This is a genomic window from Nitrospira tepida (genome assembly GCF_947241125.1).
GTDB classification, from domain to species: Bacteria; Nitrospirota; Nitrospiria; order Nitrospirales; family Nitrospiraceae; genus Nitrospira_G; species Nitrospira_G tepida.
In genome coordinates this window covers 3,267,879-3,286,937 of sequence record NZ_OX365700.1, presented here as the reverse complement: position 1 = coordinate 3,286,937, position 19,059 = coordinate 3,267,879, and the positions used below count along the sequence as shown (strand labels likewise).

The window sequence follows — 19,059 nt, the reverse complement described above, 5'->3', positions numbered from 1 at the left end:
TCCCCCCTTTGTTCTTCTGTTGCAATGGGCCGAAGCAGCAGAACCGTTCATGGAGAATGTGGGGGGTCTGGAAATCCGCCCGGGACGGGCCATTCGAGGCGGTTGACTTGTCTGTAGCGAAAGGGAGTACACTTGCGCATACTTCTCCATTCTCCACATCGGCGGGCCGACACAGACGGCCGAGTCCGAACCGTCGAACACCACCCATGAAGAAGAGAGGAAGATGACCATGGCCAGCAAGCCCAGGGTGATTGTCGCCGACGACCATGAACTCGTCGCCGAAGGGATTCAAAAGTTGCTCGAACCCTATTGCACGCTGGTTGGGCGGGTCGCGGACGGCCGGGCCCTGCTCAAGGCCGTAGAAGACCAGAAGCCGGATATTGCGGTCGTCGATATCGCGCTGCCGTTGCTCAACGGGTTGGACGCATCCCGGCAGATCCTCAAGGCGAGTCCCGGCATCAAGATTGTCATCCTGACCATGCATGGCGAAAACAATTTCGTGCGGGAAGCGTTCCGAGTCGGAGTGTCGGGCTATGTCCTTAAGCAGTCCGTGAGTTCCGAATTGGTGCTGGCCCTCAATGAAGTGTTGAAGGGCAGGACCTTCGTCTCGCCGATGGTGGCCCAGGGCCTGGTGGATCGCGCCGTGAATCCCGCGGCTCCGGAGGGGCCGTCGGCGGAAGGCGGAGATTTTGCGCAGGGACTCAGCATGCGTCAGCGCGAAGTGTTGCAGCTCGTGGCCGAAGGCAAGTCAATCAAGGAAATCGCCGCGATCCTCAATGTCTCGATTAAAACGGTGGAGTTTCACAAGACCCGGATCATGAAAGAACTCAAGCTCCACACGACGGCCGAATTGACGAAGTACGCCATTGCGAACGGCCTGGTGTCGATCCAATAACGAATCTTCCGCAACGAATCGTCCGCTCTCCTGATCTCGGGCTGACTCCTCGCCGCGCTCTTTCCGACTTCCTTCCGGCCATTCTGAGCCTCGCGCGAACGACGTGCGTGATGGTCCGACCGCTTCGACTGACACCGCTGCGCGTCTGTATGAAGCGAGAGGCCGACCTTATTCCTGCGGATGGAGCGAGGTCATCCCCTGGGCCAGGGCGAACTTGGTGAGGTCGGAAATCGTGTGGAGGCCGAGTTTGCGGGTGATGTTGGCCTTGTGAAATTCGACCGTCTTCATGGAAATCCGCAACTCGCCGGCGATCTGTTTGGTCGTGCAACCCTTGGTCAGCAAGACCAGAATTTCCCGCTGGCGGGGAGTCAGGTCTCCGGTGAAACCTTCGGGGCGGAGCCACTCATGCTCGATGACTTCACGGACTTCGGAGGCGATCTTTTCCGAAAGATAACGCTTGTTGGCGAGCACGCTGTTGATAGCGGCTCTCAGCTCGTCCGATGCCGATTGCTTCAACACATAGCCGCTTGCGCCGGCCCGGAATCCCTCGCTGATGTGGATCGGTTCCGACAGCATCGTGAGAAAGACGATTTTGGCCGTCGGGACGTCGATCTTGAGACGGCGGGCGGCTTCATATCCGTTCATGTCCGGCATCGACACATCGAGCAAGATCACATCCGGCTTGGTGCGTGCCGCCAAGTCCAGGAGGTCCTTCCCGTTCGATGCAGCCCCGACGATGGAGAAATCCGGCTCCAGCAGTTGCCGGAGACTATCCAAGACCAACGGATGATCGTCGGCCAATGCGAGCCTGGCTTTGTACATGATCCTGTTCTCACATGAAGAGTTGAAGGCAGCTTCTGTGTGACGGTGATCAATCGACTGGCAGTCTGCGTTTGGGCGTGACCCACTCAGTATCCACCAGCCGCCCGCCGAGTTCAAGAGCGCCGGCGCCGCAACTTCGGACATGGGTCGCTTCTACCGCCGTTGACCGTGACCCTATCGCGTGTGTCCTTTCTTCATCCACTGGGTCCTTCCCCGGTTTCCTTCAAGGGTTCGTCCTAGTCCGCAGGGCGCGTCCCGCTGCATAGGATGGCGTTATCGGGTTCGTTCCGTCATACCGGCGCCGCACACCGTTCAGCGCAGTCAGGAAGGAGGAGGGCCATGGGACAGTCGCGAGTCTATCGGGCCAGAGCGTTTGATCTTCACGGCTTGCAGGGAATTTCAGACCGCACCGTCGAGACGCACCTGAAGCTGTACGACGGCTACGTCAAGGCGGCCAATCAGTTGACGGAGCAAATCGACGACATCGTGAAACAGGGCGTGGTCGATCAGGAGACGATGCCGGCCTTTTCGGAATTGGTCCGCCGATTGGGATTCGAATATAACGGCATGGTGCTGCATGAAGCCTACTTTGAAAACCTGACGCGCCGGGGGGCGCCGGCTCCCGGCCAGCATTCCGCCTTTCGCTCGGCGACGGAACGCTGTTTCGGAGGTTTCGATACGTGGAAAGAGGCCTTCGCCAGCGTGGGGCAGATGCGCGGCGTCGGCTGGGCGATCTGCTATCTGGATCCGAGAAACGGGCGGTTGAGCAATCACTGGGTCAGCCTGCACCAGAACGGCAATATCGCCGGCTTCGTCCCGCTGCTGGTGATGGACATGTGGGAACATGCGTACCTGCTCGATTACGCCCCCTCGGAGCGAGGCGAATACATCGCCGCGTTCATGAGCAATGTGAACTGGGAGGTGGTGGAGCAGCGGATGAACATGCCGATGCCGGCCTGGGCCGGCGCGGGGTCGGCCTGATCAGCGGATCGAGCCGGCGGGGAGCCATCGGTCCCCGGAGACAGAAACGACGGTTGACCATCGGGGGGATCACCATCACCCCTCACGGGATCGTGAGGAACAGAACAGGAGGAGCGCGATGAAGACGGTGTTGAGCACGTTCATGTTCGCAAGCGGGTTGGCCCTCACAACCGCGGCGTTCGCCGACGCCACGGGTTCCGGTCAAGGCCATACGCCCGCACCGGGTAAGGATCAGACGAATATCACCGACTCCCTGGAGAAGGGCGATATTCCGGAAAAGTACAACATCCTGCCGCTCCTCCACGGACAGCCGCAATCGGTCGATGGACATCAATTGGAAGATGCAAAGGTCCTCGACAAGAACGGGAAGCCGGTCGGCAAGTTGGAAGACGTCATTGTCGATTCGGCCAGCGGCAAGATCGCCTACGCGGTCGTGTTGTTGGACGAGAACCAACGCCGCATGCCGGTCGCCTGGTCGAATTTCAACGTGAACAAGGGAGAGAAAGAGGTGCGGCTGAAAACGAGCGCGAGCGCCCTTCAGCCGACCGGCGAGCAGGCCATGAGGGACAAGGATGGGCCGGACATGGACAGGATCATGAAGGAGGTCGAGAAGAAGCGCCAAGAGTTCAAGGGCACCAAGGGTAGCAGCGCACCAGCTCCGAACGTCGATATGACGGAGCCGCCGGCGCCGGTTCCCGGGCCGCCTGGCCCCGCCCCGAGTTTTGAGGGCGGCAAGTAAGTCATTGTCGAAGGGGAACAACATGGCCTTCCGGCAGCGCGACATGCTGCCGGAAGGCCTGATTGTGTGAGGTGGCTCGGTGCCGGTGAGGTGGCGTCATGAATCGACCGCCGGAATCCAGTCCCAGCCGTTACCGTTCGCTTGTGGAGGAGAGACGTCATGTCGGACAACGCGGCCGATGTGTTGATGGATACGTTGGAGGCCTGGAGCGTCCGGGTGGTATTCGGGATGCCCGGAGACGGCATCAACGGCATTATGGAGGCCCTGCGCAAGCGGCAAGACCGGATCCGTTTCATACAGGTGAGGCATGAAGAGTCGGCCGCGTTCATGGCCTGCGCCTACGCCAAGTACACCGGCCGGTTGGGCGTGTGCCTCGCCACATCCGGCCCGGGCGGGCTGCACCTGCTGAACGGGTTGTACGATGCCAAGCTGGACGGAGCCCCGGTGCTCGCGATCACCGGCCATCATTTTCACGACCTGATCGACACGCACGCCCAACAGGACGTCAGCTTGGATCGCGTGTTTGCGGACGTCAGTTGCTACAACACGCGGATCATGGGAGCGGCCCATGTCGAAGCGGTCGCGAACCTTGCCTGCCGGACGGCCTTGGCCTGCCGCGGGGTGGCCCATATCAATTTTCCGGTCGATCTTCAAGAGCAGAGCTGCGGTGCCCGCTCGAAGCGTAACGTGCCGGGCTACCCGTCCGATGTGTTTGCCACGAGCGCGCGGCTGCCCTCCGATGAGGATCTAGGCCGGGCCGCTGCCCTCCTCAACGAGGGGCGTCGTGTCGCGATTCTTGCCGGACAAGGAGCGTTGCGCGCAGGAGATCTGTTGGAACAGGCGGCCGAGCTACTGGGCGGACCGATCATCAAAACGATCCTGGGCAAGGCGGTGGTGGACGACGACAGTCCCTTGACGACCGGAGGAATCGGATTGCTCGGCACCAAACCTTCGCAGGAAGCCATGGAGGCCTGCGACACCCTCCTGATGGTCGGCACATCCTTTCCCTACATTGAATTTTTGCCCCAGCCTGGACAGGCCAGAGCTGTGCAGGCCGACATCAATCCAGCCCGGATCGGGCTCCGCTACCCGGTGGAGGTGGGATTGGTCGGGGATGCGCGCAAGACGCTCGCGGCGCTGCTGCCGCTGCTGGAGCGAAAGGCGGACCGCTCATTTCTGCATCAGGCTCAACGGGCCATGGAAGACTGGCGGAACCTGATGGAGCATCAGGGCACGCAGCCCGACAAGCCGATGAAGCCGCAGGTCGTCGCCTGGAACCTAGGCCGGCGCCTTGCGGACGATGCGATCGTCTCGTCGGATTCCGGCACGATCGCCACCTGGTTTGCGCGGCATATCCACGCCAAGCGCACGCAGCAATTTTCCCTCTCCGGAACCCTGGCGTCGATGGCCAACGGGTTGCCCTACGCGATTGCGGCGCAGATCGCCTATCCCGATCGCCAGTGCGTGGCCTTCGTGGGCGACGGGGGCTTTTCCATGTTGATGGGAGAATTCGCCACGGCCGTCAAGTACCGATTGCCGATCAAAGTGATCGTCGTGAAGAACAATACGCTCGGCATGATCAAATGGGAGCAGATGGTGTTTCTCGGCCATCCGGAGTTCGGCTGCGACTTGAGTCCCATTGACTTTGCCGCCGTCGCGCGGGCCTGCGGAGGGCGGGGCTTCACGATCGAGGATCCGGCGGATTGCGATCGCATTTTGGCGGACGCATTGAACTGCCCGGAGCCGGCGGTCGTCGAGGTGTTGGTTGATCCTTTCGTTCCGCCGATGCCCCCCGCCATCACCTTCGATCAAGCAGCGAAGTTCGCCCAAGCCCTGGCCAAGGGCCAGCCGAATGCCGACAAGATCGCCTGGACCCTGCTGCATGACCGAGTCCGAGAATTGATCTGACGCGCGCGCGTTCGCTTTCCCCGCGAGCCGTTGAGCTGATGGGGGAGAAAACCAGGACGGACCAGGGATTCAGCCAGGTGGGTCCGGCCTTTCAAAGAGATATGAAGGACACAGGGAAGGGATCGATGCATCGAAGGCCTCGATTATCAAGTGAAGAGCACATCGTCGGCGGAACCATGCCGATGAAGCGGAACTATCTGTTGATCTGGCTGGGAGCGGTTCTCTTGCTGAGCTTGGCCGTCGTGGTCGTAATCGTCCAGTATTACCAACCACGCGTCTTCGCCGAGGAGCCCAAACGGTATCAATACAAGATCGTCGAAGTGTCCAAAGAGACGGACCACATGCAGGCGATTCTCAATGAATATGGACACAGCGGCTGGGAATTGGTTGCGGTCGGCATGGGCGATCTCGCCGCGCCGAAGCTGATCTTCAAGAAGTAACCGTCAAGAGGACAAACCGGAGCCCGGAAAGGAGTCTCTCATGCAACCAGCGGAAGCCACAATGCCGTTACGGACCATCGCACCCGGGCATAGGGGGCGTCGCCCGATCATGGGCGCGACCGTTCCTTTCAGGACATTCATGAAGGTCCGTGTGGACCAACTTTGGCCCGAATTGAAGCGTGAATCAAGCGAGCACTCAGTCGCTGCCAATGTTACCGGCCTCGAAGGGAGAGTGAGCCGATGAAAGCTGCGATGCCGAGCTTCTACGTGCTTCTTGTGTCGGCCGTCCTGCTGGTTTCCGCCGGGTGCGAAACCACGCACGGCCAGTCGGCCTCCTCCTACCTGGACGACACCAGCATCACCACCTCGGTCAAGGCACGCCTGGCGTCGGATCAGATGGCAACGGTGACCCGGATCGACGTGGAGACGACGCGCGGCATCGTCCACTTGAATGGAGTGGTCGACAACGCCGAAGACAAGGAGCGTGTCGAACGGATAGCCGGAAGCGTCGAAGGGGTACAACGCATCGTCAATAATCTGCAAGTGCGGAAATAATCGCACGTGCGAACAGACCTGCGGTCGGTCGAGGCCGGAAGCGCATCAGAGGACGACGCCGGCCGCCGCATCGCGACGGGAGGAGGAGGCTATGCGATACTTGATCCTGTGGTTACTGGGCGTGCCGGCCAGCGTGCTGCTGTTGCTCTGGTTCTTCAAGATTCTGTAGCGCGCGCCATCTGTCTGTTGCGCATGGGCTTCAATGACTGGTGATCAGTGAAGGAGGAACTTATGGTACGTGTCGAACTGTCGGGAAAAGCAAGGACGGTGATGATGTGGGGCTGCGCACTCGGCGTACTGGGCCTGGGCTTAAGCGCGACGGCTTGCGCCGATCACCAGTCCTCCATGCATGCGAGGACCGCGCGCACGGGAACCGCTTCGGAGGCGAAGGTGTCCAAGGGAATGGTCAAAGGCGAACGGACGATCAAGGGCACGGTGACGGAGATCGCCGGCGGGCAGATCAAGGTTGATACCGGTGAGCCGCAGCCGCGGTATCTGCCGCTGAAGGCGGGTGGAGAAGAAGCCGCCTCCTTTCGGAAGGGGGATGCGATCGATATCGTGGTTAACGAGCAGAACCTGGTCGTGTCCTACCAACGGCCGGGCCAGATCAGCACGAAGGTGTTGCGTGGCGCTCTGGCGCAGAGTCTGCCGGTGGGCCAGGACCGCGCGGTGATCAGGACCGAGGAGGGGAAGGAACTGTCCTTCTATGTGTCTCCCTTGGCCAAGGCCAAACTTGCTGCGCTGCAGGTCAATGAGCCGGCGGAATTCGTCTTGAACGAGCAGAATCACATCGCCGACCTTCACTCTCAGTCCTCGCCGGGCGACGGCGGCCAGAGCGACATTGGATCAACCCCCAAATCCGTGCATACCCGGTTGGACGCCACCGTGATTTCGGCGAATGAAACCGAATTGCGCGTGCGGACCGCGGATGATCAGGAGAAGACCTATGCCGTCCGGCCCTTGATCGGGTCCCAGGTGGCCGGCCTATCAAAGGGCGAAGATCTGGCCATTTTCCTGGATTCTGAAAACTATGTCATCGACATCGCGAAGGCCAAGCCGATCCGCTAGCGGCAGCCGACGCGCAAGAGGAGCATGATCGACCGCTGGCGAGGCGGCCTCGCAACAATGGGGACACAAGTCGTTCCGAGAAGCAGGCGGCGGTCGTCCATGGCGGCGGCCAGGAAGGTTCGCTATGCCGTGGTGGGCCTGGGCCATATCGCCCAGGCCGCCGTGTTGCCGGCATTCGGCCATGCCAAGCACAACTCCGAATTGGTCGCATTGGTATCAGGAGACCGGAAGAAACTGGCGGCGCTAGGGCGCCAATACCGAGTACCACACCTTTATCGCTATGACCAATATGACCGCTGCCTGCGCAGCGGCCGGGTGGATGCGGTGTATCTGGCCCTGCCGAATCACCTTCACGAATCCTATGCCGTCAGGGCTGCCCGTGCCGGAGTCCATGTGCTGTGTGAAAAACCGCTCGCCCTGTCCGAGCGGGAATGCCGACAGATGATCGACGCGGCCGGGCGCCACGACGTGAAGCTCATGACGGCCTACCGGCTCCACTTCGATGCGGCCAACATGACGGCCGTGCAAGAGGTCGGCAAGGGCCGGATCGGGCAGTCTCGAATATTTCAATCGGTCTTCTCCCTTCAGGTCAAGCCTGGCAATATCCGGGTCAAGCGGCGATTCGGCGGAGGTCCCCTCTGGGATATCGGGATCTATTGCGTGAACGCGGCGCGCTATTTATTCCGGGATGAGCCGGTCGAGGTCTTCGCGTTTTCCGCCAACAACGGGGAAGCGCGATTCCGCGAAGTGGAGGAAATGGTCTCGGCGACGCTCCGGTTTCCGGGCGACCGATTGGCCATTTTCGCATGCAGCTTCGGCGCGACGGACGTGTCCGCCTACGAAGTCGTGGGAACGAAAGGGGTCCTTCGTTTGGACCAGGCCTACGAATATGCCTTGCCGATCAAACAGACGATCACCGTCAACGGCAAGTCCATGAGCCGAACCTATCCCAAGCGGGACCAGTTCGCGCCGCAGCTCCTTCATTTTTCAGACTGCATCCTTAATAACCGCCGGCCTCAGCCTTCCGGCGAAGAGGGGCTGCGGGATGTCCGGATCATCCGGGCGCTCTATCGATCCGCGGAGACGGGCCGGCCGGTGGCGTTGGCCGCGATGCCCGCCATTGAAAGGCCCTCTCGCCGGCGCGTCCGCACCAAACCCTCCGTGAAAAAACCGCGCGAATTCCACGCCACTCCTCCGAGCCAATAACAACGATCGGCCAGAGCACTATGAGAATTTCTCGCAACTGAGTTGACCGCCTTCTCACTATTATTCTGAATCAGGATCGTTGAACGCGAGGTTTCCGGCTTGGCTTCTGCCTAGTACCAGCTCTGACGCCATTCAAACATTTCATCGAAAGTCGCGGACAAGAAACCGGAGCATGGCGAGGCAACGTGATATAAAATGCAGTTGTTTAACGATGTGACCGCCGCATGAAAAGAAATATCGGTTCCTTTGAGTGGCTGGCTCCTGCAGACGCCTACGACCAATGGGCCGGAGAATATGATGATGCTGATCCGAGCACGCTGCTCGATGAGCCATTCCTGCTCGCCATGGTCAAGATCTTTCCCGGCTGTCGGCTGCTGGATCTCGGATGCGGCACCGGTCGGTATGTACGCATATTGAATCGACCGGGAATCTCGATCGTTGGGGTGGATCTTTCCCAGGGCATGCTTGCCCGCGCAAGGCGGACATGTCTCTCCAAATCGACGGTCGCATGGGTCCAAGCATCGTTCACAAAGCTCCCGTTCATAGGTGGAACCTTCGATCGCGTCATTTCTGGCCTGGTATTGGATCACGTGGAGAACCTCCATTCATATTTTCATCAGATCGCCACGATGCTTCGACCTGGCGGTCGTTTGATCCTGTCGACTGTTCATCCGGATATGCAACGTCTGACGGGATCAAACGTACGGTTCACCGTGCAGGGCCGCCACTATCAAACGGAAGGGACAGTGCACGAAGTCTATTCAATTGCAAATGCCGTTCGACAAGTAGGCCTGACGGTCGAAAGCCTACTGGAGCCTTCGGTTGATCAGAATATGGTCGCTCATCGGCCTGTCTGGAAGACTAGACTGGGTTGTCCCGCTTTGGTGCTTCTGGCCGCTCAAAAGGGCGAGGTTTCTAATTGCTCCCAATGACTTCTAGCTGAGGGGCGAAGCCTTCTCGAAACAGTAATAGCCGTATTAGGTATCTCCTCGCTCCGCTCATAATACAGATCCAGCCAGGGAGCCAGTTGGCGGGTATCCCATAATGGCTGAGCCGCCAGCGCACGGCATACCCATTTCACGAAACTCTCTTCCCAGCGTGCCCATGTTTTCGTATCCTGGTCTGCCAGCGGTAGCAGTGTGTCAGGGTAGACCCTGCGCCGACGGAACCCATGCCGGCCCACAAGTTGATCCAGGGTAGAAATGGAATAGCCATGGAGATACGGAAATGCAAGGAGATTGTTCCATGCGAGAACCATCGTTGCCATATCGTGCAATACACTTTGGCCCGTTATGATCTCCACGCCTTTACGATACAGCACACCATTAGGTACTCGAACGACAAGTAACCCCGCCTGTCGAAGGATCCGGCGCGCGGCTGCCAGCGTTGTATCGGGATTGGGAAGCTGATCGAAAGTATTCCAAATCACTACAGCATCGACCGAGCCGCCAGCGATCGATGCGTCCCCTAGCGTTCCACAATAGACAGGCAATCTTCGAGCGCGACAGAATTCCGTCACCTGCTTGCCCGGGTCCACTCCCAGCATGGTCCAGCCGCGGCGCTGGCCTGCAGCCAAAAAGCCTCCCACAAAACTGCCAACTTCGATAACCACGGGCGTTCGGTCGACCGGCAACCAGTTGGTTAAGAGCAATGATTTCTTTTCTGCCCATTTCCGTTGCAACTCAAATTCGGATCGAAGATGAGACTCGCTGTAGCGATCTCTTATATAGGCGGAGGTCACAGCTAACATGACGGGGCGCGGATTCCTGAAGATAAATCCGCATATGCGGCACTCCACTACATGGGTGGGGTAACCTTGTGTAAAGTCAGCCCGATCGGCGAGGTCGGCAGGTCGGCTGCCTATTCGCCTCCGCCGATGGAATATTTCAAGATCCCGGAGCTGGGCTTCGATGTCGGCTGCCGATGCAACAATGTCTAGTTGCTCACCGCCACAGATCAGACAGGGAACGTCAATGAAAGGACGCACCTGGGAAGGGCTTTCGGACGTCACGGCCTCCATCCTATCAGCGGCCTGGCTCATTGATGCGTGACCATCGCGAATCACTTTTGCATGCTCGCTTTCTGCATAGGGGTTTGAGCCATGGCGTCGGCAAGAAGATTATCTTCTTGTCTCTATCATGCAGCATGACCGCTCCCCTTCATTCCAGTGGTCACAGGCACCTGGGACTCTACGGCGACACCGTGCCCATAGACCAATTCGCCGCCGAGCCAACCCGAGATGCCGAGCATGGCAAGGCCGATCAGTGATAGGCCAAAAGGCAGAATATCGCCCGCCTGGCCATCCAGGCGCAGCCACAGATTGATTGCGAACAGACCGACGAGGAAGAGATTAGTGGCCATATGCCATCGGCCGATTCGTCGTACATTCGTGTCCACTAAAGAGCGGAAATCAAGATACCCTGGTACCGCAGCAATAACTGCGCCGATCACGCCACCGGCCATCGAAAAGAAGGCCATGTCCTCCCATAGTGTACCTCCAAAGCGCAGTATAGAAACGAGATCACAAATACACGAGAACGTCCACAGAGCGATCGGGAATGGAATTAACATTGGATGAATGGGATGCCCTTTTATGCTCGCAGGACTACTCATCGTTAGTTCTCCTTATACGCCTGAGGCCAGGGGCGACATTACCGAAGGCGGCCAGGCCCCTCCCGTGAGTGAACACCTTTTATATCGCGTCTTGCAGGCAGCCTCATTCAGTCTGATAACTGATGGTCTATCATGCTGATGGGAGCTACGCTGCGCCTCGATTCAGTCGCGCGGTACTAGGAAGAGCCCTGGATGCTCAATCCGTTCGCTCGAATCCTCCCGACAAAGGATTTCTTTAGTGAAGTCAGTATGGCCGCCAAAGCGATGTCAATTTAGATGGCGAAGAAATGATTTGCAGAGCCGCCCTCTTGGCAACAAAAAGACCCGGTACTTTTATAGCGCCGGGCCTTTCATCCCCTGGATTGCGCAATGTGTTCATGGACGCTTGTACAACGTTTCCATTGTGGTTGCGCCATGTGTGTTGCCTGCCAAGGCGTAACGTTACTGTGCCGCATCCCTGAAAAAAGTGCTCCTATGGGACTAGCCCGCATTATTCATGAACGCTTCTGCTGCCTTGGCCCATTGCAACAGACAAGCAATGGGCACCCCGATTCGCCGCTGCGACAGAGCCTACATGAGAAGTCGAAGGCAAAGTACCTCTCCGCCGCGATGTGATCGAACGCGGTGGCTCATGCGAAGCTTGGTATGGCGGGAGTGCGCGCCGCTCAGGTCCGGCCGCCTCACCGACTCGGCGGCGCGCACAGACATGGCGCTCTTTATTCATCGCGCCGTGCGCCCCTCGACGTACTGTTTCACGTACGCCTTGGTCCTTCGCGGCTGTGCTTGGGGGTACCCATTGCCGGGGGACCCGTTGCGGGTTGCTCCATGCAACGGGTCGAACATGCAATGGGTCCAACGCTTGGCGACTGCCGGGTACCCGTTGCGCCGCTCATGCAACGGGTGGAACGCCACGAATCGTCATGAATAATGCGGGCTAGGTTCTTTGACCTCTGGTTCTTAATTGGCGGCGTCCTGAACCTTTTCGATGGAAATTAGCCGCATTGTGGAGTTGTTTCGGAGAAGACCAATGAGCGAGAACGGCAGGCAAGCGACAAGGCGGCATCCAACCTTTGGACTATCCCGGGCTCAGGTTCAGTTCGGATACCGGATACGGTTCTGCGCGCCGGACTGATTTGGCCTATTCGGATAGTGGCGTGGTAACAGATTCGGAGGGCGGCAATGAGAAATGGAGTTAAGTAAATTGAATCTGAATCGTCCTGGGAATGTCCGCGAGATAATATGCAATGACCTCCCGATCCTGGTCCGACAATACCGTGCCGCAGGCGACTGCGGACAAAAGATACTCACTGTGCCTGCCGAAATCTTGGACCTCTTTTGTGAGAGTGTCCTTCGTATACATGATCAGGACTCCTTTTCGGAGTTGAGTGAGCGAGACAATCCTAGATCCTGAGAGGCGGTGGGTCAATGCATGAGGTCTACCCCGGGGTGCGTGTGCCGCGTTCGAAGTCGTTTGACAGGCTGTTCCAACGCAGGGGCGAGTCCTCTCAAGAAAGGCGCCAACGCGGCGTAACGTAAGATAAGGGGAAGGGTGGTGGAGAGGACTAACATCAAGTGGGAGGGATTATTTGCGCCGGTGATCTGTCATTCGGAACCGCCAGCAAACGGCGGTCTTCTTCGAACTCCTCCACATAGATCTCATAAGCGGTCAGGGCGATCGCGAGAAGAATCGGTCCGAGAATCAAGCCGATGAGCCCGAAATAGGCCAGGCCGCCGACGGTGGAAAAGAACAGCAGGATCATGGGCAATTGAGTTTCCGATCCCACCAGCAACGGATGGAGAACATTGTCCATCAGCCCGATCAAGACGACTCCGATCCCGATCAAGACGATCCCTTTCCAGATCGGCGCCGTCGTCATGAGATAGAGGGCCAAAGGGACCCAGATCAACGACGTTCCGCCGAAGGGGACGAGGGCGAACAGCGCGGTCAAGGCGCCGAATACGACCGGAAACGGCACCCCCAACAACCAATAGCAGAGGCCGGCCGCCGACCCCTGCGCCGCCGCGGTCAGCAGCGAGCCTTGCACGACGGCCGTGACCATGCCGCTCAACCGTCCGAACAGCTTGGTCTTGTGCCCTTCGTCCATCGGAATGGCGCGATAGAACCGCCGATAGACGCGGGCGCCATCCCGGTACAGGAAGAAGAGCGTCAGGAGCATGACGAGGAAGTTCATCAGAAATGCCATCGCATCGGCGGCCATGCCCGCGAGCTGTGAGACGAAGAACCCGCTGGCCTGCTTGCCTCCTTCGAGGACCGCCTGTTCGATCCGTTCGCGCGAGCCAATCAACCGGCCCAGCCATTCCTGAAAACTCACGCCGCCGATGGAATAGTGAGCGATGTCGCGCATGAATCTCGCCAGGCCGCCTTCCTTGACCCAATTGGAGATTTCCTCATAGGCCGCCAGGCTCTCATCGATCAGGACCACGACGAGAAATACCGCGGGCAGGATGATGACCGTGATGACGCCAAGCGTCAGGATCGCGGCCGTCAGGGTCTCGCGATGGCCGAGTCTGGCGCGCAGCCGCGAGTACAGCGGATAGGTCATGCGTGCGACGATGATGGCCCAGCCGATCGGAAGGATGAAGGGCCTAAAGATCAGCGCCAGTTGGTAGAGCAGGACCAGGAACAGGCCGATGAAGGTGATCGAGAAGATCCATTTCCGAACGAGGGCGCGCGACGCGGCGGGCGTCTGATCGCCCGCCGCAGGGAAATCTTTGAAAAGGGCCATCGGAGGGGCCGGGGTGAGTGGTTTGGTTCCGGATCACAGGGCGCGGAGAAAGGCCGCCAGGGCCGCCTTGTCCTCCGCCGTGAGCTGCAAGCCTCCCACCACGTTGAAGAACTCCACGGTATCCTCCAACGTCGGCAGCCTTCCGTCATGGAGATAGGGAGGCGAGTCCTTGATGCCGCGGAGCGTGAAGGTCTTGATCGGGCCGTCGGCCTGGGCGCCGAACCGTTCGAGTTTCAGATCATGCATCTGTTGGTCCATATACCAAGGCGGTTGGTGGCAGCCGGCGCAACGGGCCTTGCCGAAAAAGAGCTCTTCTCCCCTGATTTCCTGCTCGGTCGCCTTGTTCCGCATGAGGCGTCCGGTCATGGGATCGAGCTTGGGCGCGGGCGGCATGTCGATCATGTTCTGTATCTGGGCCATATGCGCGACCACAACGCGGTCGATGATGTTCATGCCCTTTTTGATGGCACGGATGTGATCGCCGTTGAAATAGGCCGTCCGCTGCTCGAACTCCGTAAAGTCTTCCACAGACCGGAGGCTCCGCTTCGATCCGTGAATCTGCTGGTTGAACAGCCCGCGGAGGCTGACGGTGTCCAGGCGCAAACGGTCCCGCTGCGGCCTGGTGTCCGGGTTGAGATGGAATTGTCCCGTCGTATGGAAGTTGACGTGGCAGTCCAGGCAGGAGACGCCCAGGCTCGGCTTCTCGCTCTTGCGATCATGGGTGGCGTTGAACTCCTCCTGCGGGAATTGCGTCACCAGCATGCGGAGGCCGTCGAGTTGCACCGGCGTCACGAGACCGCGGAACAGCCGGTCGAAATTCTCCGCCGTCAGGACCTCGCCTTGCGACACATCGCCCAATTCCGGATGGGTGGTCAGGAAAATCGGAGGCGGGAATTCGGGCAGGAAGCAGTCGGGAAGATCGAAGTTCACGTCGAAGCGGATCAGACGCGGGAACTGCTTGGTCTGGACGTCCGGAAACACTTGGCCGCCGACCGCCGGTTTCACGTGAGGCAGCCGGCGAAACCCGGCGGGGAACAGGTCCTTGGCCGCGATGTCTTCCGGGCTCAGTTTGGACAGTTGATCCCAGGTCGCGCCGTTCGGCAATTTGACCGTCGGACCGATCGGCTGCGGCTTGCCCTTGGTCATGACGACGCCGTCCTTGCTTCTGCAATCGAGTTGATACCGGTCCTGAAGGATCTTGGCGTGCTGGGCCATCACGGCTGGCTTATCCGCCTTATCCTTGGCCTTCACCTCTTCCGCGATCCGCTGAGGATCCTGGCCCGGCGGCGCGCCGAAGACATCATAGGAAAAATCGACGCCCTCGGCCCCCTTCTGTTTCGTGTCCTGTATATCCCGATCACCCTTGTCCCGCGGCGATGCCGACTCGCTTGACCAGACGGTGGCCAGCGAGCAGCCGACCAACAGGGCCATGATCAGCAACGCGTGACCGGCATGGGGTCGGCGAGAAACATTCTGTGAGGGCGGCTGTTGGTCAGTCATTACAGGTCCTTTCACTGAATGGGTTCTGTTGAACGATACACGCGAACACGCGAGCCCGATGGCAACAAGCCGGCCGGGCTCCTTGCTCGTTGCATCCGAGCCGACCGTAACGCAGTCCGCATGGATGAGCGACTGGGGACATCACTAGCGACGATTAGTTGGGCTTGGCGCTAGGGTGAAGCCGGGATCGATGGCGACGAAGGCTTAATCGGAAGGAGGGTTCCGGATGGAAAATACAGAGAAGGCCCGGGAGATTCGCGAATGGATCGATCCGGATGAGCGGGTCACCGTGAATTTCATCGACGAGTGGAACTTGAACGCGGAGGTCATCGGCTGTACCGACGAGGTCGTTCATCTCTCCCTGGAGACATCGCTCCCCCACGTGAAACAGCCGGTCTCGATTCCCCTGCGAGAGGTGACGTTGGCGGAGGACCCTTCCCGCTACACGCGGGATCCGGAAAAACCGCTCCGATATGGGCGCCTGGTCCTGACCATCGACCGCGATCGCCCCGACGGTCTCTTGTGAACGCGTCAGCATCGCCTCGGGCCGTTATCGGCCGGCCGCCGGCTTTCCTCTCTCGATGGGCCGATGCGGCGTGGAGATGGGAATGAGATCACGCAGCACGTCGCGAAGCAGCTTGCGGCCGGCCTGCAAGAGGACCGTTTGCATATGGCCGAGCTCGGCGGTCGCTTCCTCCCGGAGCCCCTCGATCAGCGACACGAAAAAGGGAGTCTGAACGGTCTGTCGGGCCGGACGAGATCCGGACGCAGCCGAAGGGGAACCAGCGACTGAACCGGTCGGATAATAGGGATAGATCCCGTCCGTTCGATTCCCTCCGGCCTTTCCCTTCTCCGGCATGACTCCGGCGCCCTTGGCAGATGGTGTGTAATAGGGATACACCCGCCGTCTCGCCTGGCCGGCCAACCGGCCGGCCAGAAAGCCGAACGCGATCGCTGCGCCGAACAGCGCCCATGGTCGTTCCTCGGCATGCTTGGCTATCATCCGGGCCCCGTTTCCGATTGTGGCGGCGCGCTCCATGGTGCTGGTTCCCTCGCGAACGAATCGATGAACGGCCTCTCTGGAATTGTGGAAGGTTTCCTCGACCCTCCGTTCGAGGAGTTTGAGCTTATCCGCGATCGCCTCGCGCGTCGCGACGATCGATGTTATGTCCTGCTCCACCGCATCTGTTGTTTGATCCATTGCGTGTCTTCCTTGAGTGAATGGATGGTTCTGGTCGGGACCAGGTTGAAGGTCCTGGCGGTGCCGCTGCCGATCTTGAGGGCCACCAGCCCGCCGCCCAACAGGAGCAGCGCGAAGATTCCATAGGAGGCCCACAGGGGAAGGCCGGCCACCTCATGCAGGAGATGCACCACCGCCAGCAGAAAGAGCAAGGCTGAGGCGGTCAACAAGAACAGACCGGCCAGAAACGCCACGATCGCGGCTTTCAGCTCGCCCAGCTCGGTCGCGATCTCGTCTTTGAGAAGCTGATACTCCTGCCGGATCAAGGTGCGGACGTCGTCCAAGAGGCCAGTCAGCAATGCCGCCATCGAGGGGCGGGTGAACGAAGATTGGTTCTCCTGCATGGTCACCTCTTGGTTCCCCGGCCCAGGAGGTAGCCGATTCCGAAACCGACTGCGAGCACTGGGATCGGATAGATCCTGATAAGCCGTTCCGCCCTGGGCCGAATATCCGAGTCAAAGGAGGACGCCAGGCGAGACGACTGCGCCTGCAATTCCTGGAGCGTCTGGACAGCCTGATCCGTTAAGGAAGTCGGCAGTTCGATTTTCATCAGCAGTTCCTTCCGCTAATGAGGGTCGCGCACAGGACTCTAATGACCCTGACGTGCAGACTACGCAAGATGCACTCCCTGCCCAACTGGGCATTACCCTGGACAGTGGCCTGTCACAAGGTCTGCCCATCGGCTAGGGGATCGCCCAGTGTCTGGCGGATCCGGCACGGGTTACCAGACAACGGGCGCCTGTACAGGTCCGATGCCGGAGGAATTTCATCTTCAGCCGGTAGCAAGAAAAGGAGTGACATGCCGGTCTCATCTTTCTTTCCATCGATTCATAGGGCTGATCGTGCCGGCAGGACGCTCCGGCTCTTGGTGCTGTGGTTGTTCCTGCTGTCGGCCCCGGTGCTTTATGCAGCCGATGACGCATATCTGGCCGGGTACGTGGCGTCTGTTCTCGAACGGGAATACCGGCTCCACGGCGCTCACGTCGAGGTGCAGGATGGGGTGGTCGTGATTCGGACGGAGTCGCTCAGTGGAATTCCGGAAGACAAGCTTAAGGTCGCGCTGAAGGAGATTCCCGGGGTTAGGCGGGTGGAGGTGCTGGAAACGGTCGAGGCCCCGGTCCCCGCCGCATCGGGCGCCGCGGCGGCTGCGGCGGTGCAGCCGCCGCGCTCGAATTGGTTCCCGGACGATCTCTTGGTGGTGCCGTTTCACGCGGACCCGCGCTGGCCGCACTTCTCGGCGGCCGTGCGGCGGTTCCAGAACGATCCGAACTTCTCCAACATGTTCGCTGGGAACTTCGGAGAGACCTTTGCCTTTTACCGGGGACCGGCGCCGTTCGGCGGCCAGTGGGACTTCAGCGTGCAAGCCGGCGTCTTCAGCCTGTTCGATGTGTCGTCCGTGTCCGGCTCCAACGACCTGGTGAACGCCGATTATCGATTCGGCCTCATGACCGGCTACCGAACGGGCCGTCTGTCCGGATTCATCCGCCTGTACCATCAAAGTTCCCATCTGGGGGATGAATTCGTGCTCAACAGCCAGGTGAACCGCATCAATCTCAGTTATGAAGAGCTGGACCTGAAACTGTCCTTCGACGCGGCTTCCTGGCTGCGCTTGTACGGAGGCGGGGGCCTGCTCGTGCGGCGCGACCCCGGCGACATGGGGATCGGCACGGCGCAGTGGGGGGTGGAGCTCTCCAGTCCTTGGACCTTGTGGGGCGGCCACCTTCGCCCGGTCGCCTACGGCGATTTCCAGGCGCACGAGCGGACGCAATGGCAAGTCGCGCATTCGCTGATGGCGGGCCTGCAACTGGAGCGTGTCCAGATCGGACATCGCAAGGTGCAGGTCCTGTTCGAATACTTCAGCGGGCCTTCTCCGGACGGGCAGTTCTTCGTCCAACAGGCCAAATGGCTGGGGGTCGGCATCCATCTGTACTTTTAGCGCGTCGTTCGAATCGTGGTGCAGGTTTCCCTCTAGGGATGATCCGAGTGTCTGAGGAGGCCGGAATCGATTACACGTAAAGTGAATACCGGGCAACCGGCCGAGATGGAACGGCCGGCGGAGCCGAAAGCACAGCGAACACGATCAATCAAAAGGAGGGATGTGATGAATGCCGATCATTTTAAGGCGAAGTGGAATCAGTTCAAGGGCGAGTTGAAGCAACAGTGGGGGAACTTTACGGACGACGATCTGCTTCAGATCGAGGGGAACTACGACAAATTCGTCGGCCGCATGCAGGAACGGTACGCCGACCGGAAGGACGAAGTGGCGCGGTGGGCCGATCAATGGTTCAAGGAGCGCGAGACAACCGGCACCGGCGGACGAGTGCGCTCGCTGGTCGGAGCGACCG

Annotated in this window: 20 protein-coding genes and 1 pseudogene; 12 read left to right on the top strand and 9 right to left on the bottom strand. The window is 59.7% G+C overall.

Going from position 1 to position 19,059, the window contains the following annotated elements:
• The first annotated feature begins 229 nt into the window (after positions 1-229).
• On the top strand, positions 230-895 hold the full coding sequence (locus QWI75_RS15585; protein WP_289269504.1) for a response regulator: 666 nt from the start codon (positions 230-232) through the stop codon (positions 893-895).
• 168 nt (positions 896-1,063) lie between these two features.
• Here the strand turns inward: QWI75_RS15585 and QWI75_RS15580 are convergent, their stop codons facing one another.
• Positions 1,064-1,717: a response regulator gene (locus tag QWI75_RS15580; protein ID WP_289269503.1), complete on the bottom strand. Its 654-nt coding sequence runs from the start codon at positions 1,715-1,717 to the stop codon at positions 1,064-1,066.
• A 339-nt stretch (positions 1,718-2,056) separates the two neighbouring features.
• On the opposite strand from QWI75_RS15580, the gene QWI75_RS15575 reads away from it, so the two are divergent.
• The 8 genes from QWI75_RS15575 to QWI75_RS15540 all read left to right on the top strand — a co-directional run bounded on the left by QWI75_RS15575 (position 2,057) and on the right by QWI75_RS15540 (position 9,546).
• Positions 2,057-2,698 carry a superoxide dismutase gene (locus tag QWI75_RS15575; protein WP_289269502.1) on the top strand — a complete coding sequence of 214 codons (642 nt, stop codon included), beginning with the start codon at positions 2,057-2,059 and terminating at the stop codon, positions 2,696-2,698.
• 118 nt (positions 2,699-2,816) lie between these two features.
• Positions 2,817-3,437, top strand: a complete 621-nt coding sequence (locus QWI75_RS15570; protein ID WP_289269501.1) for a PRC-barrel domain-containing protein — start codon at positions 2,817-2,819, stop codon at positions 3,435-3,437.
• 159 nt (positions 3,438-3,596) lie between these two features.
• Positions 3,597-5,345: a thiamine pyrophosphate-dependent enzyme gene (locus tag QWI75_RS15565; RefSeq protein WP_289269500.1), complete on the top strand. Its 1,749-nt coding sequence runs from the start codon at positions 3,597-3,599 to the stop codon at positions 5,343-5,345.
• A gap of 125 nt (positions 5,346-5,470) precedes the next feature.
• Positions 5,471-5,785 carry a DUF4177 domain-containing protein gene (locus QWI75_RS15560; RefSeq protein WP_289269499.1) on the top strand — a complete coding sequence of 105 codons (315 nt, stop codon included), beginning with the start codon at positions 5,471-5,473 and terminating at the stop codon, positions 5,783-5,785.
• Positions 5,786-6,025: 240 nt separating this feature from the next.
• Entirely contained in the window at positions 6,026-6,340 is a 315-nt protein-coding gene (locus QWI75_RS15555) for a BON domain-containing protein (RefSeq protein WP_289269498.1), read from the top strand.
• A gap of 231 nt (positions 6,341-6,571) precedes the next feature.
• Positions 6,572-7,408 (top strand): hypothetical protein, encoded by an 837-nt coding sequence (locus QWI75_RS15550; protein ID WP_289269497.1) that lies wholly within the window; start codon positions 6,572-6,574, stop codon positions 7,406-7,408.
• A gap of 99 nt (positions 7,409-7,507) precedes the next feature.
• Positions 7,508-8,614, top strand: coding sequence for a Gfo/Idh/MocA family protein (locus QWI75_RS15545; protein WP_289269496.1), 1,107 nt, complete (start codon positions 7,508-7,510; stop codon positions 8,612-8,614).
• A gap of 224 nt (positions 8,615-8,838) precedes the next feature.
• On the top strand, positions 8,839-9,546 hold the full coding sequence (locus tag QWI75_RS15540; RefSeq protein ID WP_289269495.1) for a class I SAM-dependent DNA methyltransferase: 708 nt from the start codon (positions 8,839-8,841) through the stop codon (positions 9,544-9,546).
• Here the strand turns inward: QWI75_RS15540 and QWI75_RS15535 are convergent.
• The 5 genes from QWI75_RS15535 to QWI75_RS15515 form a co-directional block, all read right to left on the bottom strand.
• Complete coding sequence (locus QWI75_RS15535) at positions 9,513-10,625, bottom strand: class I SAM-dependent methyltransferase (RefSeq protein ID WP_289269494.1); 1,113 nt, start codon at positions 10,623-10,625, stop codon at positions 9,513-9,515. The genes QWI75_RS15540 and QWI75_RS15535 overlap by 34 nt on opposite strands.
• Before the next feature lie 125 nt (positions 10,626-10,750).
• Entirely contained in the window at positions 10,751-11,227 is a 477-nt protein-coding gene (locus tag QWI75_RS15530; protein ID WP_289269493.1) for a DUF2231 domain-containing protein, read from the bottom strand.
• Between the two features lie 1,192 nt (positions 11,228-12,419).
• Entirely contained in the window at positions 12,420-12,587 is a 168-nt protein-coding gene (locus QWI75_RS15525; RefSeq protein WP_289269492.1) for a hypothetical protein, read from the bottom strand.
• Between the two features lie 208 nt (positions 12,588-12,795).
• Complete coding sequence (locus QWI75_RS15520; RefSeq protein WP_289269491.1) at positions 12,796-13,974, bottom strand: AI-2E family transporter; 1,179 nt, start codon at positions 13,972-13,974, stop codon at positions 12,796-12,798.
• Between the two features lie 33 nt (positions 13,975-14,007).
• Positions 14,008-15,405: a cytochrome B6 gene (locus QWI75_RS15515; protein ID WP_370693646.1), complete on the bottom strand. Its 1,398-nt coding sequence runs from the start codon at positions 15,403-15,405 to the stop codon at positions 14,008-14,010.
• A gap of 295 nt (positions 15,406-15,700) precedes the next feature.
• Between QWI75_RS15515 and QWI75_RS15510 the strand changes: the two genes are divergently transcribed.
• Positions 15,701-16,000, top strand: coding sequence for a hypothetical protein (locus QWI75_RS15510; RefSeq protein ID WP_289269489.1), 300 nt, complete (start codon positions 15,701-15,703; stop codon positions 15,998-16,000).
• A 24-nt stretch (positions 16,001-16,024) separates the two neighbouring features.
• On the opposite strand, the gene QWI75_RS15505 is transcribed toward QWI75_RS15510, so the two are convergent.
• Genes QWI75_RS15505 through QWI75_RS15495 form a run of 3 tightly spaced genes read right to left on the bottom strand, consistent with a single transcriptional unit; the run spans position 16,025 to position 17,264 of the window.
• A complete protein-coding gene (locus tag QWI75_RS15505; protein WP_289269488.1) occupies positions 16,025-16,675 on the bottom strand; it encodes a hypothetical protein in 651 nt (216 codons plus the stop codon).
• Positions 16,639-17,058, bottom strand: a complete 420-nt coding sequence (locus QWI75_RS15500; RefSeq protein WP_289269487.1) for a phage holin family protein — start codon at positions 17,056-17,058, stop codon at positions 16,639-16,641. The genes QWI75_RS15505 and QWI75_RS15500 overlap by 37 nt, the downstream gene beginning before the upstream one ends.
• A gap of 2 nt (positions 17,059-17,060) precedes the next feature.
• Positions 17,061-17,264, bottom strand: a complete 204-nt coding sequence (locus tag QWI75_RS15495) for a hypothetical protein (protein WP_289269486.1) — start codon at positions 17,262-17,264, stop codon at positions 17,061-17,063.
• Between the two features lie 249 nt (positions 17,265-17,513).
• Between QWI75_RS15495 and QWI75_RS15490 the strand changes: the two genes are divergently transcribed.
• Complete coding sequence (locus QWI75_RS15490; protein WP_289269485.1) at positions 17,514-18,650, top strand: DUF1207 domain-containing protein; 1,137 nt, start codon at positions 17,514-17,516, stop codon at positions 18,648-18,650.
• A gap of 105 nt (positions 18,651-18,755) precedes the next feature.
• A pseudogene (locus QWI75_RS15485) lies at positions 18,756-18,965 on the top strand (CsbD family protein); the annotation flags it as partial.
• Positions 18,966-19,059 lie beyond the last annotated feature (94 nt).